Origin of the sequence: Denitrificimonas caeni, assembly GCF_027498055.1 — a bacterium.
Lineage (GTDB): Bacteria > Pseudomonadota > Gammaproteobacteria > Pseudomonadales > Pseudomonadaceae > Denitrificimonas.
This window is the reverse complement of record NZ_CP114976.1, coordinates 2,504,470-2,521,094: the sequence shown is the minus strand read 5'-3', so window position 1 is coordinate 2,521,094 and position 16,625 is coordinate 2,504,470. Positions and strand designations below refer to the sequence as shown.

The following is a 16,625-nucleotide window of genomic DNA, read 5'->3' as shown; positions in this document are numbered from 1 at the left end:
TAAATAATGAGCCGAAAATACAAAAGAGGCGTGTTGCGCGCTGGCAAAACATACCGCTGATTCAGTAGTGCCGCGCTGGTGCTGCGGCTAGCGTAGCCATGGATGGCGCAGCGCCCGAATGGGGGCAGGATGACCCTTTGAGGGGAAAGCAGCATTAGCGCGGCACGACAACCCTCGGACTTCTGTGTTCTTAGCTAAAATAATCCAGCAAATAATGGTGTATGCCGTACTTCGGGGTGGGGTTAATCCGTCGATGAACCCGTCCGGGGTTCAACTCCGGCGCTGCGCCATCCTTGGCTACGCTCACCACTCCCACTCCGAAGTACTCGTTGATCATTTATACGGTCTGGGTTATTGCAGTAGCGCTCAGGTTGCACCTGAAAGTTGTATTTGTGTGCTTTGAGCGTTGTTGTAAACGAGGCTCTTAACCACTAAGAGCAGTTGAGTTATAAGTAAATAATGAGCCGAAAACACAAAAGAGGCGTGTTGCGCGCTGGCAAAACATACCGCTGATTCAGTAGTGCCGCGCTGGTGCTGCGGCTAGCGTAGCCATGGATGGCGCAGCGCCCGAATGGGGTCAGGATAACCCGTTGAGGGAAAAGCAGCATTAGCGCGGCACGACAAACCTCGGGCTTCTGTGTTCTTAGCTAAAATAATCCAGCAAATAATGGTGTATGCCGTACTTCGGGGTGGGGTTAATCCGTCGATGAACCCGTCCAGGGTTCAACTCCGGCGCTGCGCCATCCTTGGCTACGCTCACCACTCCCACCCCGAAGTACTCGTTAATCATTTATATGGTCTGGGTTATTGCAGTGGCTGTCATGCTAATGCCAATAAAGAGCGGGTTGTGTCTTTTCAGCAGTAAGAGTGGTTGAGCTAGAAGTGGATAGCTAACCGAAAACACAAAAGAGGCGTGTTGCGCGCTGGCAAAACATACCGCTGATTCAGTAGTGCCGCGCTGGTGCTGCGGCTAGCGTAGCCATGGATGGCGCAGCGCCCGAATGGGGTCAGGATGACCCTTTGAGGGAAAAGCAGCATTAGCGCGGCACGATTAACCTCGTATTTCTATGCTCTTAGCTAAAATAACCCAGCAAGTAATGGTGTATGCCGTACTTCGGGGTGGGGTTAATCCGTCGATGAACCCGTCCAGGGTTCAACTCCGGCGCTACGCCATCCTTGGCTACGCTCACCACTCCCACCCCGAAGTACTTGTTGATCATTTATATGGTCTGGGTTATTGCAGTGGCGGTCGGGCGCAGCGAAGCACGGTAAACATAATAGCTATGGGCTTAATAAAATTACCAACCCACTCCAACGCCAATCACATAGCGTCGATCATTCAGGTCACCGTACTTGCTAGAAACTTTATCCCATTCAGCTCTTAACGTGACAGCCGCCCAACTGTTGAGCTTGTAACGCATACCAGCCTCACCATCAAAAACATAATCAATATCACCGATAAACGGCGCGCCGAACTCGCCCTTAGTGTACAGCTCAAAGGATTTACCACTGAGGTAACGATTATAATTCCACGACACAGTACTGGCGTTAAAACTCTGCTGCTCGCCAGTGTCAAACTTAAACTTATTGTGATTTAACAACGCAGAGACCGCCAAACCACCAAGCTCGTTATCCCAGAACTGGAAACCAGGGCCAGTACCATAGACATATTGCCGACGTAACTCCTCCAAATGATCATGAGTGTATTTGGCCTTGTTTTTCCAGAACCAGCGCTCAGTAATAAAGCGGTCTAAGGCATAGCTGGCTTCAAAGCGCTCAGTTTTCTTGGCACTATTCTTCGTTTCATAATCGTATTCAGTATCAACCGAATGACGCCAGAGGCCATGACGCAGCTCAGTACTTACATCTAAACCATAATCATCAGAGTTATTTTCACGTCGCTTATAATCTGCTGAGAAACTGATATTACCCTTCCAGCGCAAGTCCTCGATAATTGGCCGCGGCACCATCAGCTGCTGAATATCAGCAAGGGCGATGGTTTGTTCCGGACCTCCGTTTTGCAAGCGCACACTGCCATCAGGTGCCGGCCGCAAAGCTTTGCTGGTCTGGGTCGTAAAATTATCTAGCTTAACTAATAAGTGTTGCTCCGACTCCAAAGTTGCTATCTTTTTGATATCTAAGTTTACAGTGCCAGCATAATCAGTTTTTAACAGCAGTTGACCACCGTCTAACACCAAAATAGTCCCCGTTAAGCGATCGCCGTTTTTCAGCCATACCGTATCTGCCTGTGCTGATAGAGAAAAAAATAGACTTAGCGCAACTACAAACAGATTGAAAAAACGCATTATTGACCAGCTCGAAAGAAGTGAAAGCAAGAAATGTTGTACAGTGCATAGTTTAATACACTTGCTACAACAGACACACAGTAAAAATTAGGGTTCCGCGATGGAGAGCGAAAATAAACAGCAAATGCGGATCGTCTTGTATATGTTGCTGTCCAAAGTACCACCAGGACGCTTGGTCACCTATGGGCAGTTGGCTAAAATGGCCGGTTATCCAGGATTGGCGCGCTGGGTAGGGCGAGTGTTAAGCCAACTGCCAGATGATACCCAATTACCTTGGCACCGTGTTGTCGCCGCGGGCGGGCGTTTAAGTTTGCCGCAAAACAGCCGTGCTGGTGATGAACAGCGTCAGCGTTTACGTCTAGAAGGGATCTTCGTTGCACAAGATCGTGTAAAATTAGCCGATTATCAGTGGCAGCCCAATGCTGTCAGCGAGTAGAGTACGTGATTTGCCAATGAAAGCAGTAGACCATGCCCCAAAATAGTTGGCGGACCGCCCTCAAGACCTACTCGAGTCCCGCTGTCTTAGCCTTATTGTTATTGGGCTTTGCTGCAGGCTTGCCGTACATGCTGGTCTTTTCGACACTGTCTGTTTGGCTGCGTGAAGCCGGTGTTGCCCGTGAAACCATCGGTTATGCCAGTTTGATTGGCCTGGCTTATGCCTTTAAATGGGTGTGGTCCCCCTTACTTGACCAATGGCGCCTACCTATTTTAGGCCGCTTAGGCCGCCGTCGTTCGTGGTTGGTCTTTTCACAGTTACTGATTGCCACAGGTCTTGCGGGTATGGCCTTGAGCAATCCGCAAAGTCATTTGGCCATCTTAATTGCTTTAGCTGTATTGGTGGCGTTTGCTTCGGCCACGCAAGACATTGCCGTGGATGCTTACCGCTTAGAAATTCTCGATAACAGTCGCCAAGCGGCATTGGCGGCCAGTTATATGGCGGGTTACCGTGTGGCTGCGCTATTGGCTACGGCTGGTGCACTGTATTTTGCCGAGTGGTTTGGCTCCACGGGTGTACAGTATCGGCATGCGGCGTGGGCCAGTACCTATTTGTTATTTGCATTATTAATGCTGCCGGGCTTGCTCACCACGCTGTGGATGAAAGAACCTAAATTGCCCGCAGCCTCTGCGCAAATTATCAACCGTTACAAGCTCAGCCATCAATTGATTTCTGTCTTGGTGTTGATGGTTTTATTGGTCTCTGTACCGGCCATGATGACGCAGTACTATCAAACTGATTTCGAATCTTTAGTGTCTGGCCGTGCTGGTTTAGATGATTTACTGCTTAGCGACCGCGCTTTTTTACGCGCTTTGCTGTACACCATTTTAACCATCTTTTGCTTATCCTCGATTGGTCGTAAAGGGTTGGCGCCGGTGCTCACCCCAGTCAGTGACTTTGTCGTGCGCTACCGCTGGCAGGCGCTATTGTTACTAGGGTTGGTGGCAACTTATCGCATGTCGGATACGGTGATGGGGGTGATGGCCAATGTGTTTTATATCGATCAGGGTTTCAGTAAAGATCAAATTGCTGGGGTCAGTAAAGTCTTTGGTTTGATTATGACGTTGCTGGGTGCCGGCATTGGTGGTTTGTTAATTGTACGCTTTGGCATCATGCCGATACTCTTGATTGGCGGTATCGCGTCGGCAGCAACTAACCTGATGTTTGTCTTGCTCGCCGGTATGGGGGCGGATTTAAACATGCTCATTGTGACCATTTCTTGTGATAACTTCAGTGCAGGGATGGCTACCGCAGCTTTCGTGGCTTATTTATCCAGCCTCACTAATCTGCAGTTTTCTGCTACCCAATATGCCTTATTGAGTTCCATTATGTTGCTGTTGCCACGCCTAATTGGAGGCTATTCAGGAGTGTTAGTGGACAAGTATGGTTATGAGAATTTCTTTTTGATTACCGCTCTACTGGGTGTGCCGACCATCTTCTTTATTCTTTGGCAGTGGCGTAACGATAGGCGCAAAACAGCGGTGGATCGGCAAAACGCAGGCAGCTTAGAAGAGCTGTGAGGTATTTTGTTACATGATCTAAAGCGTGCAGCCCTTGAGATTTTCTCGGCTGGGGCGCATTAATTAAGTATCTAGATGGTTAAGGTGGGCTTGATGCGAATTTTTTTCTTATTGTTTTTAGTTTTCCCGCTGCTTGAGTTATTTGTTTTGATTCGGGTCGGTGCCAGTATTGGCGCGTCGGCCACATTGCTGTTGGTGTTAGCCAGTGGCGTGTTGGGGGTCTTCTGTATTCGCATTGCGGGGTTTACCACTGCGCTAAAAGTTCGTCAGCGTATGGCGGCAGGGGAAGTGCCGAATACGGAAATGCTCAATGGCTTTTTGTTAGTCATTGCCGGTGGCTTATTAATACTGCCCGGTTTTATCAGTGACGCCATAGGCTTGCTGCTGATGTTGCCAATCACCCGCAGCATTATGATTAAGCGCATTGCCTTGCATATGACGCAAAGCGCAGCCCAAGCTCGGCAGTACCAGTCCCAGCAATATTATGGGCAAAGCCGCACGCATTCTGAGCAGGGTGAGAGATCACAGCCACGCCAAGCGCAAATTATTGAAGGTGAATTTGAGCGTGAAGACCCTTAAAACCTTATCTTTAGGTATTTATTGAGAAATTTTCAGGCTCAGCCCTTGAAATCTTTGTACCTGCCCACATATATAAGTCACCAAAAGATTCTGCCTTGTGCAGATCACTCTGCGTGCTGTGTTTCGCACAGTGCGCCCCGGCTTGCCGGACTTAATAAACGTACCGATGAGTGTCATCGGTTGATGTAACTAACCCGTTGGGAGAGATCGACAATGAAGCTTCGTCCTCTGCATGACCGTGTGGTAATCCGCCGCAGCGAAGAAGAAACCAAAACCGCTGGCGGCATTGTGCTACCAGGCTCAGCGGCTGAAAAACCAAACCAAGGCGAAATTGTTGCCGTAGGTACTGGTCGCGTTTTAGACAATGGTGATGTACGTGCACTCGCTGTAAAAGTGGGTGACAAAGTAGTCTTTGGCCCTTATTCCGGCAGCAACGCTATTAAAGTCGATGGTGAAGAATTGCTGGTAATGAGCGAAAGCGAAATTCTCGCGGTTGTTGAAGCTTAATTTATCCCCTTGCGTACAAATTGAGGAAAAGATTACATGGCTGCTAAAGAAGTAAAATTCGGCGATTCAGGCCGTAAAAAAATGCTCGCTGGCGTCAACGTTTTAGCTGACGCAGTAAAAGCGACTTTAGGACCAAAAGGTCGTCACGTCGTTTTAGAAAGAAGCTACGGTGCGCCATCCATCACTAAAGATGGTGTATCAGTTGCTAAAGAAATTGAGTTGCAAGACCGCTTTGAAAACATGGGCGCACAGCTGGTGAAAGACGTTGCTTCAAAAGCCAACGACGAAGCCGGTGACGGTACCACCACTGCTACTGTTCTAGCACAAGCTATCGTCAACGAAGGCTTGAAAGCAGTTGCTGCGGGCATGAATCCAATGGATCTTAAGCGCGGTATTGATAAGGCGACCATCGCAATTGTTGAGCAGATCAAGCAACTGGCTAAGCCATGCTCTGACAACAAAGCTATCGCTCAGGTGGGTACTATTTCCGCCAACGCTGACGCTTCTATCGGTGAAATCATTGCTAAGGCAATGGAAAAAGTCGGTAAGGAAGGCGTTATTACTGTTGAAGAAGGTTCAGGTCTAGATAACGAGCTGTCTGTGGTTGAAGGCATGCAGTTTGATCGTGGTTACCTGTCACCGTATTTCATCAACAAGCCAGACACCATGGTAGCTGAGCTGGAAAACCCATTGCTGCTGTTAGTGGATAAGAAAATCTCTAACATCCGTGAGTTGTTGCCAGTTCTGGAAGCTGTAGCGAAGTCCGGTCGTCCATTGTTGATTATTGCTGAAGATGTTGAAGGCGAAGCCTTGGCAACTCTGGTTGTCAACAACATGCGCGGTATCGTTAAAGTGGCTGCAGTTAAAGCACCAGGCTTTGGCGATCGTCGTAAAGCAATGCTGCAAGATATCGGCATCTTGACTGGCGGTACGGTTATTTCTGAAGAAGTGGGTCTGAGCCTTGATACCACTACTTTAGAGCACCTCGGTGACGCGAAACGCGTTGTCCTGAGCAAAGACAACACCACTATTATTGATGGTGCTGGTCAGCAGGTTGATATCGAAGCGCGTGTCTTACAGATCCGTAAGCAAATCGAAGAAACCACTTCAGATTACGACAAAGAGAAGCTGCAAGAGCGTCTGGCTAAATTAGCTGGCGGTGTTGCGGTGATTAAAGTGGGTGCTGCCACTGAAGTTGAAATGAAAGAGAAGAAAGCCCGCGTTGAAGACGCGCTGCACGCAACCCGTGCTGCCGTTGAAGAAGGCGTGGTACCTGGCGGTGGTGTTGCACTAGTGCGCGCACTGCAGGCGATCTCTGAGCTCAAAGGCGACAACGAAGATCAGAATGTAGGTATTGCTCTACTGCGTCGTGCGGTTGAAGCACCACTGCGTCAGATCGTTGCTAACGCGGGTGATGAGCCAAGCGTGGTAGTTGATAAAGTTAAGCAGGGCGAAGGTAACTACGGTTACAACGCAGCTACTAGTGAATACGGCGATATGATTGCGATGGGTATTTTGGACCCAGCAAAAGTAACCCGTTCAGCGCTACAAGCGGCAGCGTCAATTGCTGGCTTGATGGTCACCACTGAAGCGATGATCGCTGACATCAAAGATGACAGCGCCGCACCTGCAATGCCTGATATGGGCGGCATGGGTGGAATGGGCGGCATGATGTGATGCATTTAATGCATTAATATTTAGCTGTTCTAGCATCAAAAAAACGGCTACTAAGTGATTGGTAGCCGTTTTTTATTGGGCGGGATAAAAGGTCGGTTAACTTATAAAGGGTAGTCGGCCAGTTGGCGGGCAATGAGGATGCGCTGTACTTCACTGGTCCCTTCATAAATCTGCGTAATGCGCGCATCACGGTAGTGACGCTCCACTGCATAGTCTTCTAAATAGCCATAACCGCCGTGCACTTGAATGGCCATGGAGCAGACTTTTTCTGCCATTTCTGAAGCGAAAAGCTTGGCTTGTGAAGCTTCGGATAAGCAGGGCAGGCCAGCAGTGCGCAAACGTGCAGCATAGAGAATCATATGCCGTGCCGCGTTAATTTGCGTGTGCATATCAGCCAGCATGTTGGCGATGCTTTGGTGTTCGGCAATCGGCTTACCAAACTGTACGCGTTCGCGGGCATAAATCAGTGCAGCTTCAAAAGCAGCGCGGGCAATTCCCACCGCTTGTGCCGCGATACCTAAGCGCCCACCTTCTAAGCCAGACAGCGCTAAGGCTAAGCCTTTGCCGCGCGGACCGAGCATATTGGCTTTTGGAATACGGCAGTTAACCAAGCTAATTGCGCAGGTATCAGAAGCGCGTAAGCCCATTTTCTGCTCCATGCGTTCCACTTCAAAACCCGGTGTGTCTGTGGGTACTAAAAAGGCCGATAAGCCCTTTTTACCCAACTCAGGATCGGTCACGGCAAAAACAATGGCCAGGCCTGCACGTTTGGCATTACTGATAAACTGCTTGCTGCCATTGAGTACCCAATGGTCGCCATCTTCCACTGCTTTAGTGCGCAGATTGTTGGCTTCGGAGCCCGCTTGTGGTTCGGTTAAGCAAAAACAGGCCAAGGTTTGCCCTGAAGCCAGTTGCGGAACCCACTCTTGCTTTTGTTCTTCAGTACCCCAGTTCAGAATAGGCGTGCAGCCCACTGAGTTATGAATGCTCATCACCGCGCCAGTGGCGGCGCAGCCTGCTGAGATTTCTTCTAAGGCAAGGGCGTAGCAAGTGTAATCGATGTAGGAGCCGCCCCATTCTTCGGGGACGACCATACCTAAAAAGCCCAGCTCACCCATTTGCTTGAGCATGTTCTCATCGAGCCAGCCGGCTTTTTCCCATTTTTCTGCGTTGGGGGCTAATTCGATTTTGGCAAAGTCCCGCGCCATATCGCGGATCATGCGTTGTTCTTCGGACAGTTCGATATCATTCATGGTGAAATTCCTTTAATACACGCATTGGCTTAAATAGATTGCGCTTGGAAGCCAGCGAATAAATCATCCAGTTTGCCTTGCTCAAGCGCTTCGATGGTGGCTGGCTGCCATTGTGGGTTTTTGTCTTTATCAATGATCAGCGCGCGCACGCCTTCCATAAAGTCGCCTTTAGTAAACCACTGCGTACCCAGGTGGTACTCGAGGCGGAAACAGTCGGCTAATGACAGGTCTTTAGCACGGCGCAGCATGGTTAAGGTGGTGGCCATGGCGATGGGGGAACGAGTACGTAGGGTGGCGATCAACTCTTCGCACCAAGGTTTAATGCTGTCATTGGTTTCGCTGGCTAACGAGGCGATAATCTCAGCCACTGAATCTTTACTGAAGTGTTGCTCGATGGCGGCGCGTACTGGGGCTAATTTGGAACCGCTGGCGCGCTTGCTGGCTAAGGTATTTAATAGGCTGCGAATGGCTTCTTGTGAGGAGTGACCCCATTGCATATTGTCTAAGCAGCGGTCCAGCTCGGAGATTTGCTCGGCATGTAAAAACCAATCCGCCAGGCCTATTTGCAAAGCGTCCGCGGCGCCCACAGGGTTACCGCTGACGCCCATATAGGTGCCAATTTCGCTGGGTAGGCGTGATAAAAAGTAGCTGCCGCCCACGTCCGGAAAAAAACCAATACTCACTTCAGGCATGCCTAAGCGGGCTTTTTCGGTGACGATACGAAAACTTGCACCTTGCACCAAACCCATACCACCGCCCAAGGTTAAGCCATCGATCAGAGCGATAACAGGCTTAGGGTAGGCATGAATGTATTGGTCGAGGGCATATTCTTCGCTAAAGAAGGTGTTGTTGAGGTCATTACCTTCTTTAGCATTGCTGTACAGCTCACGAATATCACCACCAGCACAAAACGCTTTGTCACCATTGGCGCGTAACACCACGGCCACGACATTCTCATCTGCAGCCCAAGCATGCAGCTGCTGCGCAATGCTGCGTACCATTTCTAGGTTGATGGCATTAAACGCGGCGACACGATTGAGCGTCAGGTGGCCGACATTATTACGAACCTCGGTCAGTACCAGTGTTTGATTATCGGGCATGGTTATTACTCCTTTAAATACAATTTAATAATGGCAGAGAAGTCGAGGTTGCCGTGGCCTTGTAAACTAAAGGCCTGATACAGTTGTTGCGCGGCAGCACCGAGCATAACCGGCTGCTTGGCTAAACGTGCTGCTTCAGTGGCGAGCCCTAAATCTTTCAACATTAAATCACTGCCAAAGCCACCACTATACCCGCGACTGGCTGGAGCATTCTCTAAAACCTCTGGGTAGGGGTTGTTTATTTCTGAACTCCAGCAGCGCCCGCTGGAGGTGTTAATAATACCGGCCAGAACTTTAGCGTCCATGCCCAGAGACACGCCCAAAGCCATGGCTTCGGCGACTCCGACCATAGAAATACCGAGCAGCATATTGTTGGCGACTTTCGCCACTTGACCGTTACCGTTATCGCCGCAGTGGGTGATGTTTTTACCCATGGCTTGCAAGATCGGTCGGATTTTATCCACGTCGGCAGCCGCGCCGCCCACCATAAAGGTCAGAGTGGCTGCTTGTGCACCAGCGGTGCCGCCAGAAACCGGCGCATCGAGCATGCAGTGTCCAGCAGCTTGCGCGGCTTGCGCCACTTCGCGAGCGCTGTGCGGGTCAATGGTGGAGCAATCAATTAAATAGGTGGGCTTGCTTAACTGGGCAATTAAACCCTCATCACCGAGGTAGACACCTTTCACGTGAGCCGCCGCTGGCAGCATGCTGATCAATACATCAGGGGCCGCCGCCACTAAGTCAGCGACTGAATTGAATCCTTGTGCGCCTTGCTTGGCCAGCTCTGCAACCGCCGGTTGGGACAAGTCAAAAACGCTAAGTGAATGACCTGCCTTAACCAGGTTGCTGGCCATGGGGCCGCCCATATTACCGAGGCCTAAAAATCCGATATGCATGGTTGATCTCCGCTTCTTATGATTATTGCGCGTGTCGAGGCTAAATAAATTTATAAATATTGTGCTGTTGCAGTTAAGGCTGCCCGCCTGAATTAAGATCCAGGCAGGCGAGCGTCTTACTTTAAGCTGATGGTGGTATTGAGCGCGCCGACTTCTTCGTCTTCTTCAAACCAGCGTGCGGTAACCGTTTTAGTCTGGGTGTAGAACTGCACCACTTGCTTGCCGTATGGACCTAAATCACCCAACTTAGACGCACGTGAACCGGTGAAGGAGAACATTGGTACTGGTACCGGGATGGGTACGTTAATGCCCACTTGGCCCACATCAATGTCTTCTTGGAAGCGGCGGGCAGTGGCGCCAGAACGAGTGAAGATGGCCGTGCCGTTACCGTTTGGATTGGCGTTCACCAGCTCAATGGCTTGCTCAATATTGTCGGCATGCATTACGCAGAGCACTGGGCCAAAAATCTCTTCTTGGTAAATACGCATTGAAGTATCTACGCCAGAGAACAGAGTTGGGCCAACAAAATTGCCGTTTTCAAAACCAGGTACTGTTGGGTTGCGGCCATCGAGATCCAGTGTGGCCCCTTCGCTGACACCGCTATCAATCAGCTCAGTGATGCGCGCTAAAGCTTGCTTGGAAATCACTGGACCAACATCGGTGCCCGCTTGGCAGCCGGCGTTTACTTTCAGGGTTTTCGCCTTTGCGACTAATTCCGGTAACCAGCTTTGTGCTTCGCCCACTAAGACAATCACTGGGAGAGCCATGCAACGCTGACCGGCGGCGCCAAAAGCAGCGCCGGCAATGGCGTTAAGGGTTTGTTCTTTATTGGCATCGGGCATGACGATGCCGTGGTTTTTTGCCCCCATCATGCACTGCACACGCTTACCGGCCAGTGATGAGCGGTTGTACACATGGGTACCGACATGGGTCGAGCCAACAAAGGACACCGCTTTAATGTCTTTATGGTCGCAAATGCCATTCACCGCATCCGGTCCACCATGGATCACGTTAAGTACGCCGGCAGGAATACCAGCTTCTAGGGCCAGCTCCACTAAGCGCATGGTCACCATAGGATCTTGCTCAGATGGCTTGAGGACAAAGGTATTACCGGTGACGATGGCCATGGGGAACATCCACAGCGGAATCATCGCAGGGAAGTTAAATGGGGTGATACCGGCACAGACACCAATGGGCTGCAGCAAAGTATAAGTATCTACGCCATTGGCAACGTTATTGGCCAGTTCGCCCAGCTGTAAGTTGCCAATAGAGGCGGCATGCTCGACCACTTCTAGGCCGCGGAACACATCGCCTTCTGCGTCAGCGAGAGTTTTACCTTGTTCAGCGGTCAGTAAGGCTGCCAGCTCTTGCATGTTCTCGCGAATCAGCTGTTGGTACTTTAAGAAAATACGCGCACGGGTGCCGATCGGAGTTTTGCGCCAGGTATTGAAAGCGTTTTTGGCACTGGCCACCGCGGCATTGATTTCCTCTGCAGTGGCAAAGGGTACTTTGGCTAATACTTCTTGCGTGGCTGGGTTGATAACATCGCGCCACTGATCAGTTTTTGATTCGACAAATTGACCGTCAATAACGAGCTTAATGGTGGGGACTTGAACTGTTGTCATGGGATACGCCTCAGTATGAAATTGTTTTTGTGTTTGACTGACTTTGTATGCTTTCATCCTAGCAGTGCATTTTTGCTCGCAGCAACCCCTCTGTTTGCAGATATACTGTGCAAAAACGCACACGGCTAATACAGCCTTGGTGAGGACACTATGGATTGGGAACAGTTACGGTTTTTTCTAGAGTTGGCGCGGGCAGGACGCTTAGTGATTGCCGCGCGGCGCATGGGTGTTGACCACACTACGGTGTCGCGCAAAGTCCAAGCTTTAGAAAAAGATTTGGGCCGGCCTTTGTTTTTACGTGAGCCGGAAGGGTACAAACTGACTGAAGCCGGGCGCGCGTTGTTGCCGCAGGTGGAGGCAATGGAGAGCGCTTTTGTCGGGATATCGGATTCACTGCCCAATTTAGGTGAGCAGATTTCTGGGCATGTACGCATTGGTGCCACCGAAGGCTACAGCACCTTGTTGTTGGCCGAGCAGCTGGTTGAATTAGGGCAGCGCTTCCCGCATTTGAAGGTGGATTTGCTGGCGCTACCGCGCGCCGTGCAACTGTCGCGCAATGAGGCAGATATTGTGATTACCCTCGAACGCCCGGAACGTGGGCCATTTATCATTACCCGTTTAACCGATTATGCGCTGCACCTGTACGCCAGTGCTGGTTACTTGGCCGCACACCCGCCAATCACAGAGCGCGAACAATTACGTGAGCACCGCTTTGTCTCCTATGTGGATGATTTGCTGTTCAGTAAAGAGCTGATATTTTTAGATGAGTTGGTCAAAACCAATAAAGCCAATTTACGCAGCACCAGTGTCTTGGCGCAGCAGCAGGCAGTGGCAGCAGGGGCAGGTTTAGCCATTTTACCGGCTTTTGCCGCGCGTACTGATCCACGCTTACACCGAGTGCTGGCTGGTGATGTGAGCTTTACCCGCACCTTTTGGATGCTGATGCCCATTGAGCTAAAAGACATTGCCCGAATGCGCACCGTATGGAATTTTTTGCGCGAGCAAGCAGATGCCCAGCAACTGGTGTTGTTACCCACACAGAGTGAACAGGAGGAAACATAGTATGTCGGGGCAATATTCTGGAACTGTGTCTGCGGTGATGGTGCGTGAAGCGCTGCTTGCACCTTTGCAACAAGGTTGGGATTTGCAGGACTTATTAGACGGCACGCCCTTTAGTGCAGAAGTGATGCAGGCCGATGCTGGGCGTGTTCCGGTGCAGCACTATGCGCGCTTTTGGCGCCGCTTGCGCCGTACTATTCAAGATGAGTTCTTCCTGATGGACCAGCGCAGCATGCGTCCGGGCAGTTTTGCTTTTATGTGCAGTATTGCTGCGCAGCAAGCTACGGTACGTCAAGGTTTGGAGGTGGCGTTACAGTTTCTTGCTTTGGTCTTTGCTGATAAACGTGCAGTGTTGCGCACCAAGCAAAGTATGGCAGCAGTGGTGCTGCGAGAAGAAACCGCAGAGCCCGCGCGGGCTTTTACTTATTTTACCTTTTGGATGTATGTGCACGGTTTGACCTGCTGGCTGGCCAACCAGCGCATTGCCTTGTTGTCGGTGGATACCCGCAGCCCCGAACCGGATTTTATAGACGATTACCGAGTGATGTTTTCTGACAACTTACGCTTTAATTGTCGACAATCTAAAATCTTCTTTTCTGCTGATGTCTTGGACGTGCCAATCCGTCGCAGCGCCGCAGACTTACAGCGCTTTTTGCGTCATGCCCCCAATAACATCATGGTCAAGTACCGCGATGAGCAGAGTTTAGCCAGTAAGATTCGCCGCCAGCTGATCGCCACTGATCCACGACATTGGCCTGATGCCGTGGATTTAGCCCAAAACTTGTTTATGTCAGTCTCTACCCTGCAGCGTCGTCTCAATGAAGAAGGTCAAAGTTATCAACGACTTAAGGATGCAGTACGCAGTTCTTTGGCGGTTAAGTGGCTGGCCGATGAGTCTTATACTTTTGTCGATATCGCCAGTGCTCTCGGCTTTGCCGACGTCAGTACTTTCTACAAGGCGTTTCGTAAGTGGACTGGCACACAGCCCAGTCATTACCGTGCATTGCTGCTTGATAAAAACCAATGATTGGCAAAAACGTTCAAGCATTTTGAGGTATTTTGCTATTGCTTCCAAAGCTGGCTGGGGCTGAGTATCAAGGCCAGCACCTTACAATGTTAACAATAATAAAAGTTGGAGCATGCCATGACTTTGGTTAAACGCGATATTTTTGAAGCTGCAAAAAACTTTGATTTTGACGCCACTGTGCGCGCCGCGATTAGTGGTGATTTTACTGCGATGAACGCCTGTTACGAGTGCTGTGATCGCCACGCAGACGGCGATGCCATTGCCTTAATCCAAGAAAACGCCGACGGCAGTTCCAGCCGTCATACCTATGCGGAACTGCGCGATCAGTCGGCGCAGCTTGCCCACTACCTTACCCAGCAAGGTATCCAAGCTGGCGATATAGTTGCGGGTTTATTGCCACGTGGGCATGCCCTAATTGTGACTATTTTAGCCACATGGCGCATTGGCGCAGTGTATCAGCCACTTTTTACCGCTTTTGGGCCTAAAGCCATTGAGCACCGTATACAGACTTCAGGCGCAAAACTGGTGGTCAGTGATGTGGCGAACCGCAGCAAACTACTGGAAGTGGAGCAGTGCCCAGCGGTGATGACGGTCGCTGATGCCCAAGGCCAAGGCTTGGAAGCAGGTGATGCCGACTTTTGGCAGTCAATTGCCACCTTATCAACGGATTTTGCTCCAGTTATGCGCAGCGGCAATGATCCGTTTTTGATGATGTTTACTTCCGGTACCACAGGTTTAGCCAAGCCTTTAGAGGTGCCATTGCGTGCCATAGTGGCATTCCAGCGCTATATGATTGATGCGGTGGGCTTACGCGCAGAAGATTCATTCTGGAACGTGGCTGATCCGGGCTGGGCCTACGGATTGTATTTTGGTATTACCGGGCCAATGTCGATGGGCTTGCCGGTGCTATCAGTGGACGGTTTGTTCAATCTGGAGCGCTGCTTAGAAATTGCGAAAAAATACAATGTCACCAATTTAGCTGGCGCGCCGACCGTGTTCCGCATGCTGATTGCTGCCGGTGAAAAAGTCGCCGATCAGTGGAAAGGCCAGCTGCGTGTGGTCAGCAGTGCCGGTGAGCCGTTGAACCCAGAAGTGATTCGCTGGTTTAAAGAGCATTTAGATGCGCCGATCAATGACCATTACGGTCAAACTGAAATGGGCATGGTGTTGTGTAACCACCATAACCTAGCGCACCCGATGCACATGGGCGCAGCCGGTTACGCTTCGCCAGGACACCGCGTCGTGGTGGTCAATGAGGAAACTCTAGAGGAATTGCCCGCTGGCCAGCCCGGGATTTTGTCGGTGGATGTGGAAAACTCGCCGATGTTCTGGTTTAACGGCTATAAAGATATGGAAACCACCTCATTTAAAGGCCGCTACTACTTAACCGGTGATACTGCTGAGCTGAACACCGATGGCAGTATCAGCTTTGTTGGACGCTCGGATGATGTGATCAGCACCTCGGGATACCGCGTGGGACCCTTTGATGTGGAAAGCGCTTTGTTAGAGCACCCTGCAGTGATTGAAGCTGCGGTAGTGGGTAAGCCGGATAAACAGCGCAATGAAATCATTAAAGCCTTTGTGATTTTGCAAGAAGGCTATGAGGGCACGCTGGAGTTGGCCGAAGAGCTGCGTTTGCATGTGCGCAATCGTTTGGCTGCACATGCCTATCCCCGTGAAATTGAGTTTCCTGAGGAGCTGCCGAAAACCCCAAGTGGCAAAGTGCAGCGCTTTATTTTACGGATCAATGAAATTAATAAATACAACGAACAACAAGAAGCTAAGCAAGCCGTTAGCTAATTTTAAGGATGTCGTATGCGTGTAGCTGAACATACATTTGTAATCACCGGTGGCGCCTCTGGGTTAGGTGCCGCCACCGCAGAGCATTTAGTCGCCCAAGGTGCGGCAGTGGTGCTGCTGGATATTAATCAGTCAGCAGTTGAGGCTGCAGCTGAGCGCTTAGGCAATAAGACATTGGGTCTTGCTTGTGATATTTGCGATGCCAAGCAAGTGCAGCAAGCGCTGGATACTGCGGTTAAGCAGTTTGGTGCGCTGCATGGCTTAATTAACTGCGCCGGAATTGTTGGAGCGCAACGGATTCTCGGCCGTAAAGGACCGCATGATTTGGATGATTTTTCCCGCGTGCTCAACATTAACGTCATTGGCAGTTTCAATGTGCTGCGTTTAGCCGCGCAAGTGCTGGCGAACAATGCACCCAATACTCAAGGTGAACGCGGGGTGATTATTAATACCGCATCCATTGCGGCCTATGATGGTCAATTAGGTCAAGCCGCCTATGCTGCCTCGAAAGGGGCGATTGTCAGCTTAACCTTACCGGCCGCGCGCGAGTTAGCTGGGCAAGGCATTCGCGTGATGACCATTGCTCCTGGCATCTTTGAAACGCCGATGATGGCGGGCATGACTGAGGAAGTGCGCGCCAGTTTATCTGCGGGTGTACCGTTTCCACCACGCTTAGGTAAACCTGAGGAGTACGCGGCTTTAGCTCAGCATATTATTGAAAACAGCATGTTGAACGGCGAAGTGATTCGCCTCGATGGTGCGCTACGCATGGGAATTAAATAA

The 16,625-nt window shown here is 50.5% G+C and carries 14 protein-coding genes; 9 read left to right on the top strand and 5 right to left on the bottom strand.

Translation table 11 applies throughout. The features are described from left to right. Nucleotides 1-1,298: 1,298 nt before the first annotated feature. Nucleotides 1,299-2,309 (bottom strand): DUF481 domain-containing protein, encoded by a 1,011-nt coding sequence (locus tag O6P33_RS11740; protein ID WP_420094997.1) that lies wholly within the window; start codon nucleotides 2,307-2,309, stop codon nucleotides 1,299-1,301. 97 nt (nucleotides 2,310-2,406) lie between these two features. On the opposite strand from O6P33_RS11740, the gene O6P33_RS11735 reads away from it, so the two are divergent. From O6P33_RS11735 to groL, 5 genes are all read left to right on the top strand, one after another. Continuing rightward, nucleotides 2,407-2,742, top strand: coding sequence for an MGMT family protein (locus tag O6P33_RS11735; protein ID WP_269817959.1), 336 nt, complete (start codon nucleotides 2,407-2,409; stop codon nucleotides 2,740-2,742). A gap of 32 nt (nucleotides 2,743-2,774) precedes the next feature. Beyond that, on the top strand, nucleotides 2,775-4,322 hold the full coding sequence (locus tag O6P33_RS11730) for an AmpG family muropeptide MFS transporter (RefSeq protein WP_269817958.1): 1,548 nt from the start codon (nucleotides 2,775-2,777) through the stop codon (nucleotides 4,320-4,322). 93 nt (nucleotides 4,323-4,415) lie between these two features. Continuing rightward, on the top strand, nucleotides 4,416-4,901 hold the full coding sequence (locus O6P33_RS11725) for an FxsA family protein (protein ID WP_269817957.1): 486 nt from the start codon (nucleotides 4,416-4,418) through the stop codon (nucleotides 4,899-4,901). Between the two features lie 213 nt (nucleotides 4,902-5,114). Beyond that, complete coding sequence (locus tag O6P33_RS11720; protein WP_269817956.1) at nucleotides 5,115-5,408, top strand: co-chaperone GroES; 294 nt, start codon at nucleotides 5,115-5,117, stop codon at nucleotides 5,406-5,408. Nucleotides 5,409-5,444: 36 nt separating this feature from the next. Beyond that, entirely contained in the window at nucleotides 5,445-7,085 is a 1,641-nt protein-coding gene (gene groL, locus O6P33_RS11715; RefSeq protein ID WP_269817955.1) for a chaperonin GroEL, read from the top strand. A gap of 101 nt (nucleotides 7,086-7,186) precedes the next feature. Here the strand turns inward: groL and O6P33_RS11710 are convergent, their stop codons facing one another. From O6P33_RS11710 to O6P33_RS11695, 4 genes are all read right to left on the bottom strand, one after another. Next, nucleotides 7,187-8,338: an acyl-CoA dehydrogenase family protein gene (locus O6P33_RS11710; RefSeq protein WP_269817954.1), complete on the bottom strand. Its 1,152-nt coding sequence runs from the start codon at nucleotides 8,336-8,338 to the stop codon at nucleotides 7,187-7,189. 29 nt (nucleotides 8,339-8,367) lie between these two features. After that, nucleotides 8,368-9,438, bottom strand: a complete 1,071-nt coding sequence (locus tag O6P33_RS11705) for an enoyl-CoA hydratase/isomerase family protein (protein WP_269817953.1) — start codon at nucleotides 9,436-9,438, stop codon at nucleotides 8,368-8,370. A gap of 5 nt (nucleotides 9,439-9,443) precedes the next feature. Next, the gene (gene mmsB / locus O6P33_RS11700; RefSeq protein WP_269817952.1) at nucleotides 9,444-10,331 is read right to left on the bottom strand and encodes a 3-hydroxyisobutyrate dehydrogenase; all 888 of its coding nucleotides are present in this window, start codon (nucleotides 10,329-10,331) and stop codon (nucleotides 9,444-9,446) included. Nucleotides 10,332-10,447: 116 nt separating this feature from the next. Then, the gene (locus O6P33_RS11695) at nucleotides 10,448-11,956 is read right to left on the bottom strand and encodes a CoA-acylating methylmalonate-semialdehyde dehydrogenase (protein WP_269817951.1); all 1,509 of its coding nucleotides are present in this window, start codon (nucleotides 11,954-11,956) and stop codon (nucleotides 10,448-10,450) included. A gap of 150 nt (nucleotides 11,957-12,106) precedes the next feature. Between O6P33_RS11695 and O6P33_RS11690 the strand changes: the two genes are divergently transcribed. From O6P33_RS11690 to O6P33_RS11675, 4 genes are all read left to right on the top strand, one after another. Further along, nucleotides 12,107-13,018 carry a LysR family transcriptional regulator gene (locus tag O6P33_RS11690; protein WP_269817950.1) on the top strand — a complete coding sequence of 304 codons (912 nt, stop codon included), beginning with the start codon at nucleotides 12,107-12,109 and terminating at the stop codon, nucleotides 13,016-13,018. A 1-nt stretch (nucleotide 13,019) separates the two neighbouring features. Next, complete coding sequence (locus O6P33_RS11685) at nucleotides 13,020-14,042, top strand: AraC family transcriptional regulator (protein WP_269817949.1); 1,023 nt, start codon at nucleotides 13,020-13,022, stop codon at nucleotides 14,040-14,042. A 117-nt stretch (nucleotides 14,043-14,159) separates the two neighbouring features. Continuing rightward, nucleotides 14,160-15,842 carry an AMP-binding protein gene (locus O6P33_RS11680; protein WP_269817948.1) on the top strand — a complete coding sequence of 561 codons (1,683 nt, stop codon included), beginning with the start codon at nucleotides 14,160-14,162 and terminating at the stop codon, nucleotides 15,840-15,842. Nucleotides 15,843-15,857: 15 nt separating this feature from the next. Continuing rightward, entirely contained in the window at nucleotides 15,858-16,625 is a 768-nt protein-coding gene (locus tag O6P33_RS11675; RefSeq protein ID WP_269817947.1) for a 3-hydroxyacyl-CoA dehydrogenase, read from the top strand.

What these genes read in the sequence shown, in the direction of transcription:
- O6P33_RS11735 (WP_269817959.1), top strand. Translation starts at nt 2,407, where the DNA reads ATGGAGAGCGAAAATAAACAGCAAATGCGGATCGTCTTGTATATGTTG.
- O6P33_RS11730 (WP_269817958.1), top strand. Translation starts at nt 2,775, where the DNA reads ATGCCCCAAAATAGTTGGCGGACCGCCCTCAAGACCTACTCGAGTCCC.
- O6P33_RS11725 (WP_269817957.1), top strand. Translation starts at nt 4,416, where the DNA reads ATGCGAATTTTTTTCTTATTGTTTTTAGTTTTCCCGCTGCTTGAGTTA.
- O6P33_RS11720 (WP_269817956.1), top strand. Translation starts at nt 5,115, where the DNA reads ATGAAGCTTCGTCCTCTGCATGACCGTGTGGTAATCCGCCGCAGCGAA.
- groL (WP_269817955.1), top strand. Translation starts at nt 5,445, where the DNA reads ATGGCTGCTAAAGAAGTAAAATTCGGCGATTCAGGCCGTAAAAAAATG.
- O6P33_RS11710 (WP_269817954.1), bottom strand. Translation starts at nt 8,338, where the DNA reads ATGAATGATATCGAACTGTCCGAAGAACAACGCATGATCCGCGATATG.
- O6P33_RS11705 (WP_269817953.1), bottom strand. Translation starts at nt 9,438, where the DNA reads ATGCCCGATAATCAAACACTGGTACTGACCGAGGTTCGTAATAATGTC.
- mmsB (WP_269817952.1), bottom strand. Translation starts at nt 10,331, where the DNA reads ATGCATATCGGATTTTTAGGCCTCGGTAATATGGGCGGCCCCATGGCC.
- O6P33_RS11695 (WP_269817951.1), bottom strand. Translation starts at nt 11,956, where the DNA reads ATGACAACAGTTCAAGTCCCCACCATTAAGCTCGTTATTGACGGTCAA.
- O6P33_RS11690 (WP_269817950.1), top strand. Translation starts at nt 12,107, where the DNA reads ATGGATTGGGAACAGTTACGGTTTTTTCTAGAGTTGGCGCGGGCAGGA.
- O6P33_RS11685 (WP_269817949.1), top strand. Translation starts at nt 13,020, where the DNA reads ATGTCGGGGCAATATTCTGGAACTGTGTCTGCGGTGATGGTGCGTGAA.
- O6P33_RS11680 (WP_269817948.1), top strand. Translation starts at nt 14,160, where the DNA reads ATGACTTTGGTTAAACGCGATATTTTTGAAGCTGCAAAAAACTTTGAT.
- O6P33_RS11675 (WP_269817947.1), top strand. Translation starts at nt 15,858, where the DNA reads ATGCGTGTAGCTGAACATACATTTGTAATCACCGGTGGCGCCTCTGGG.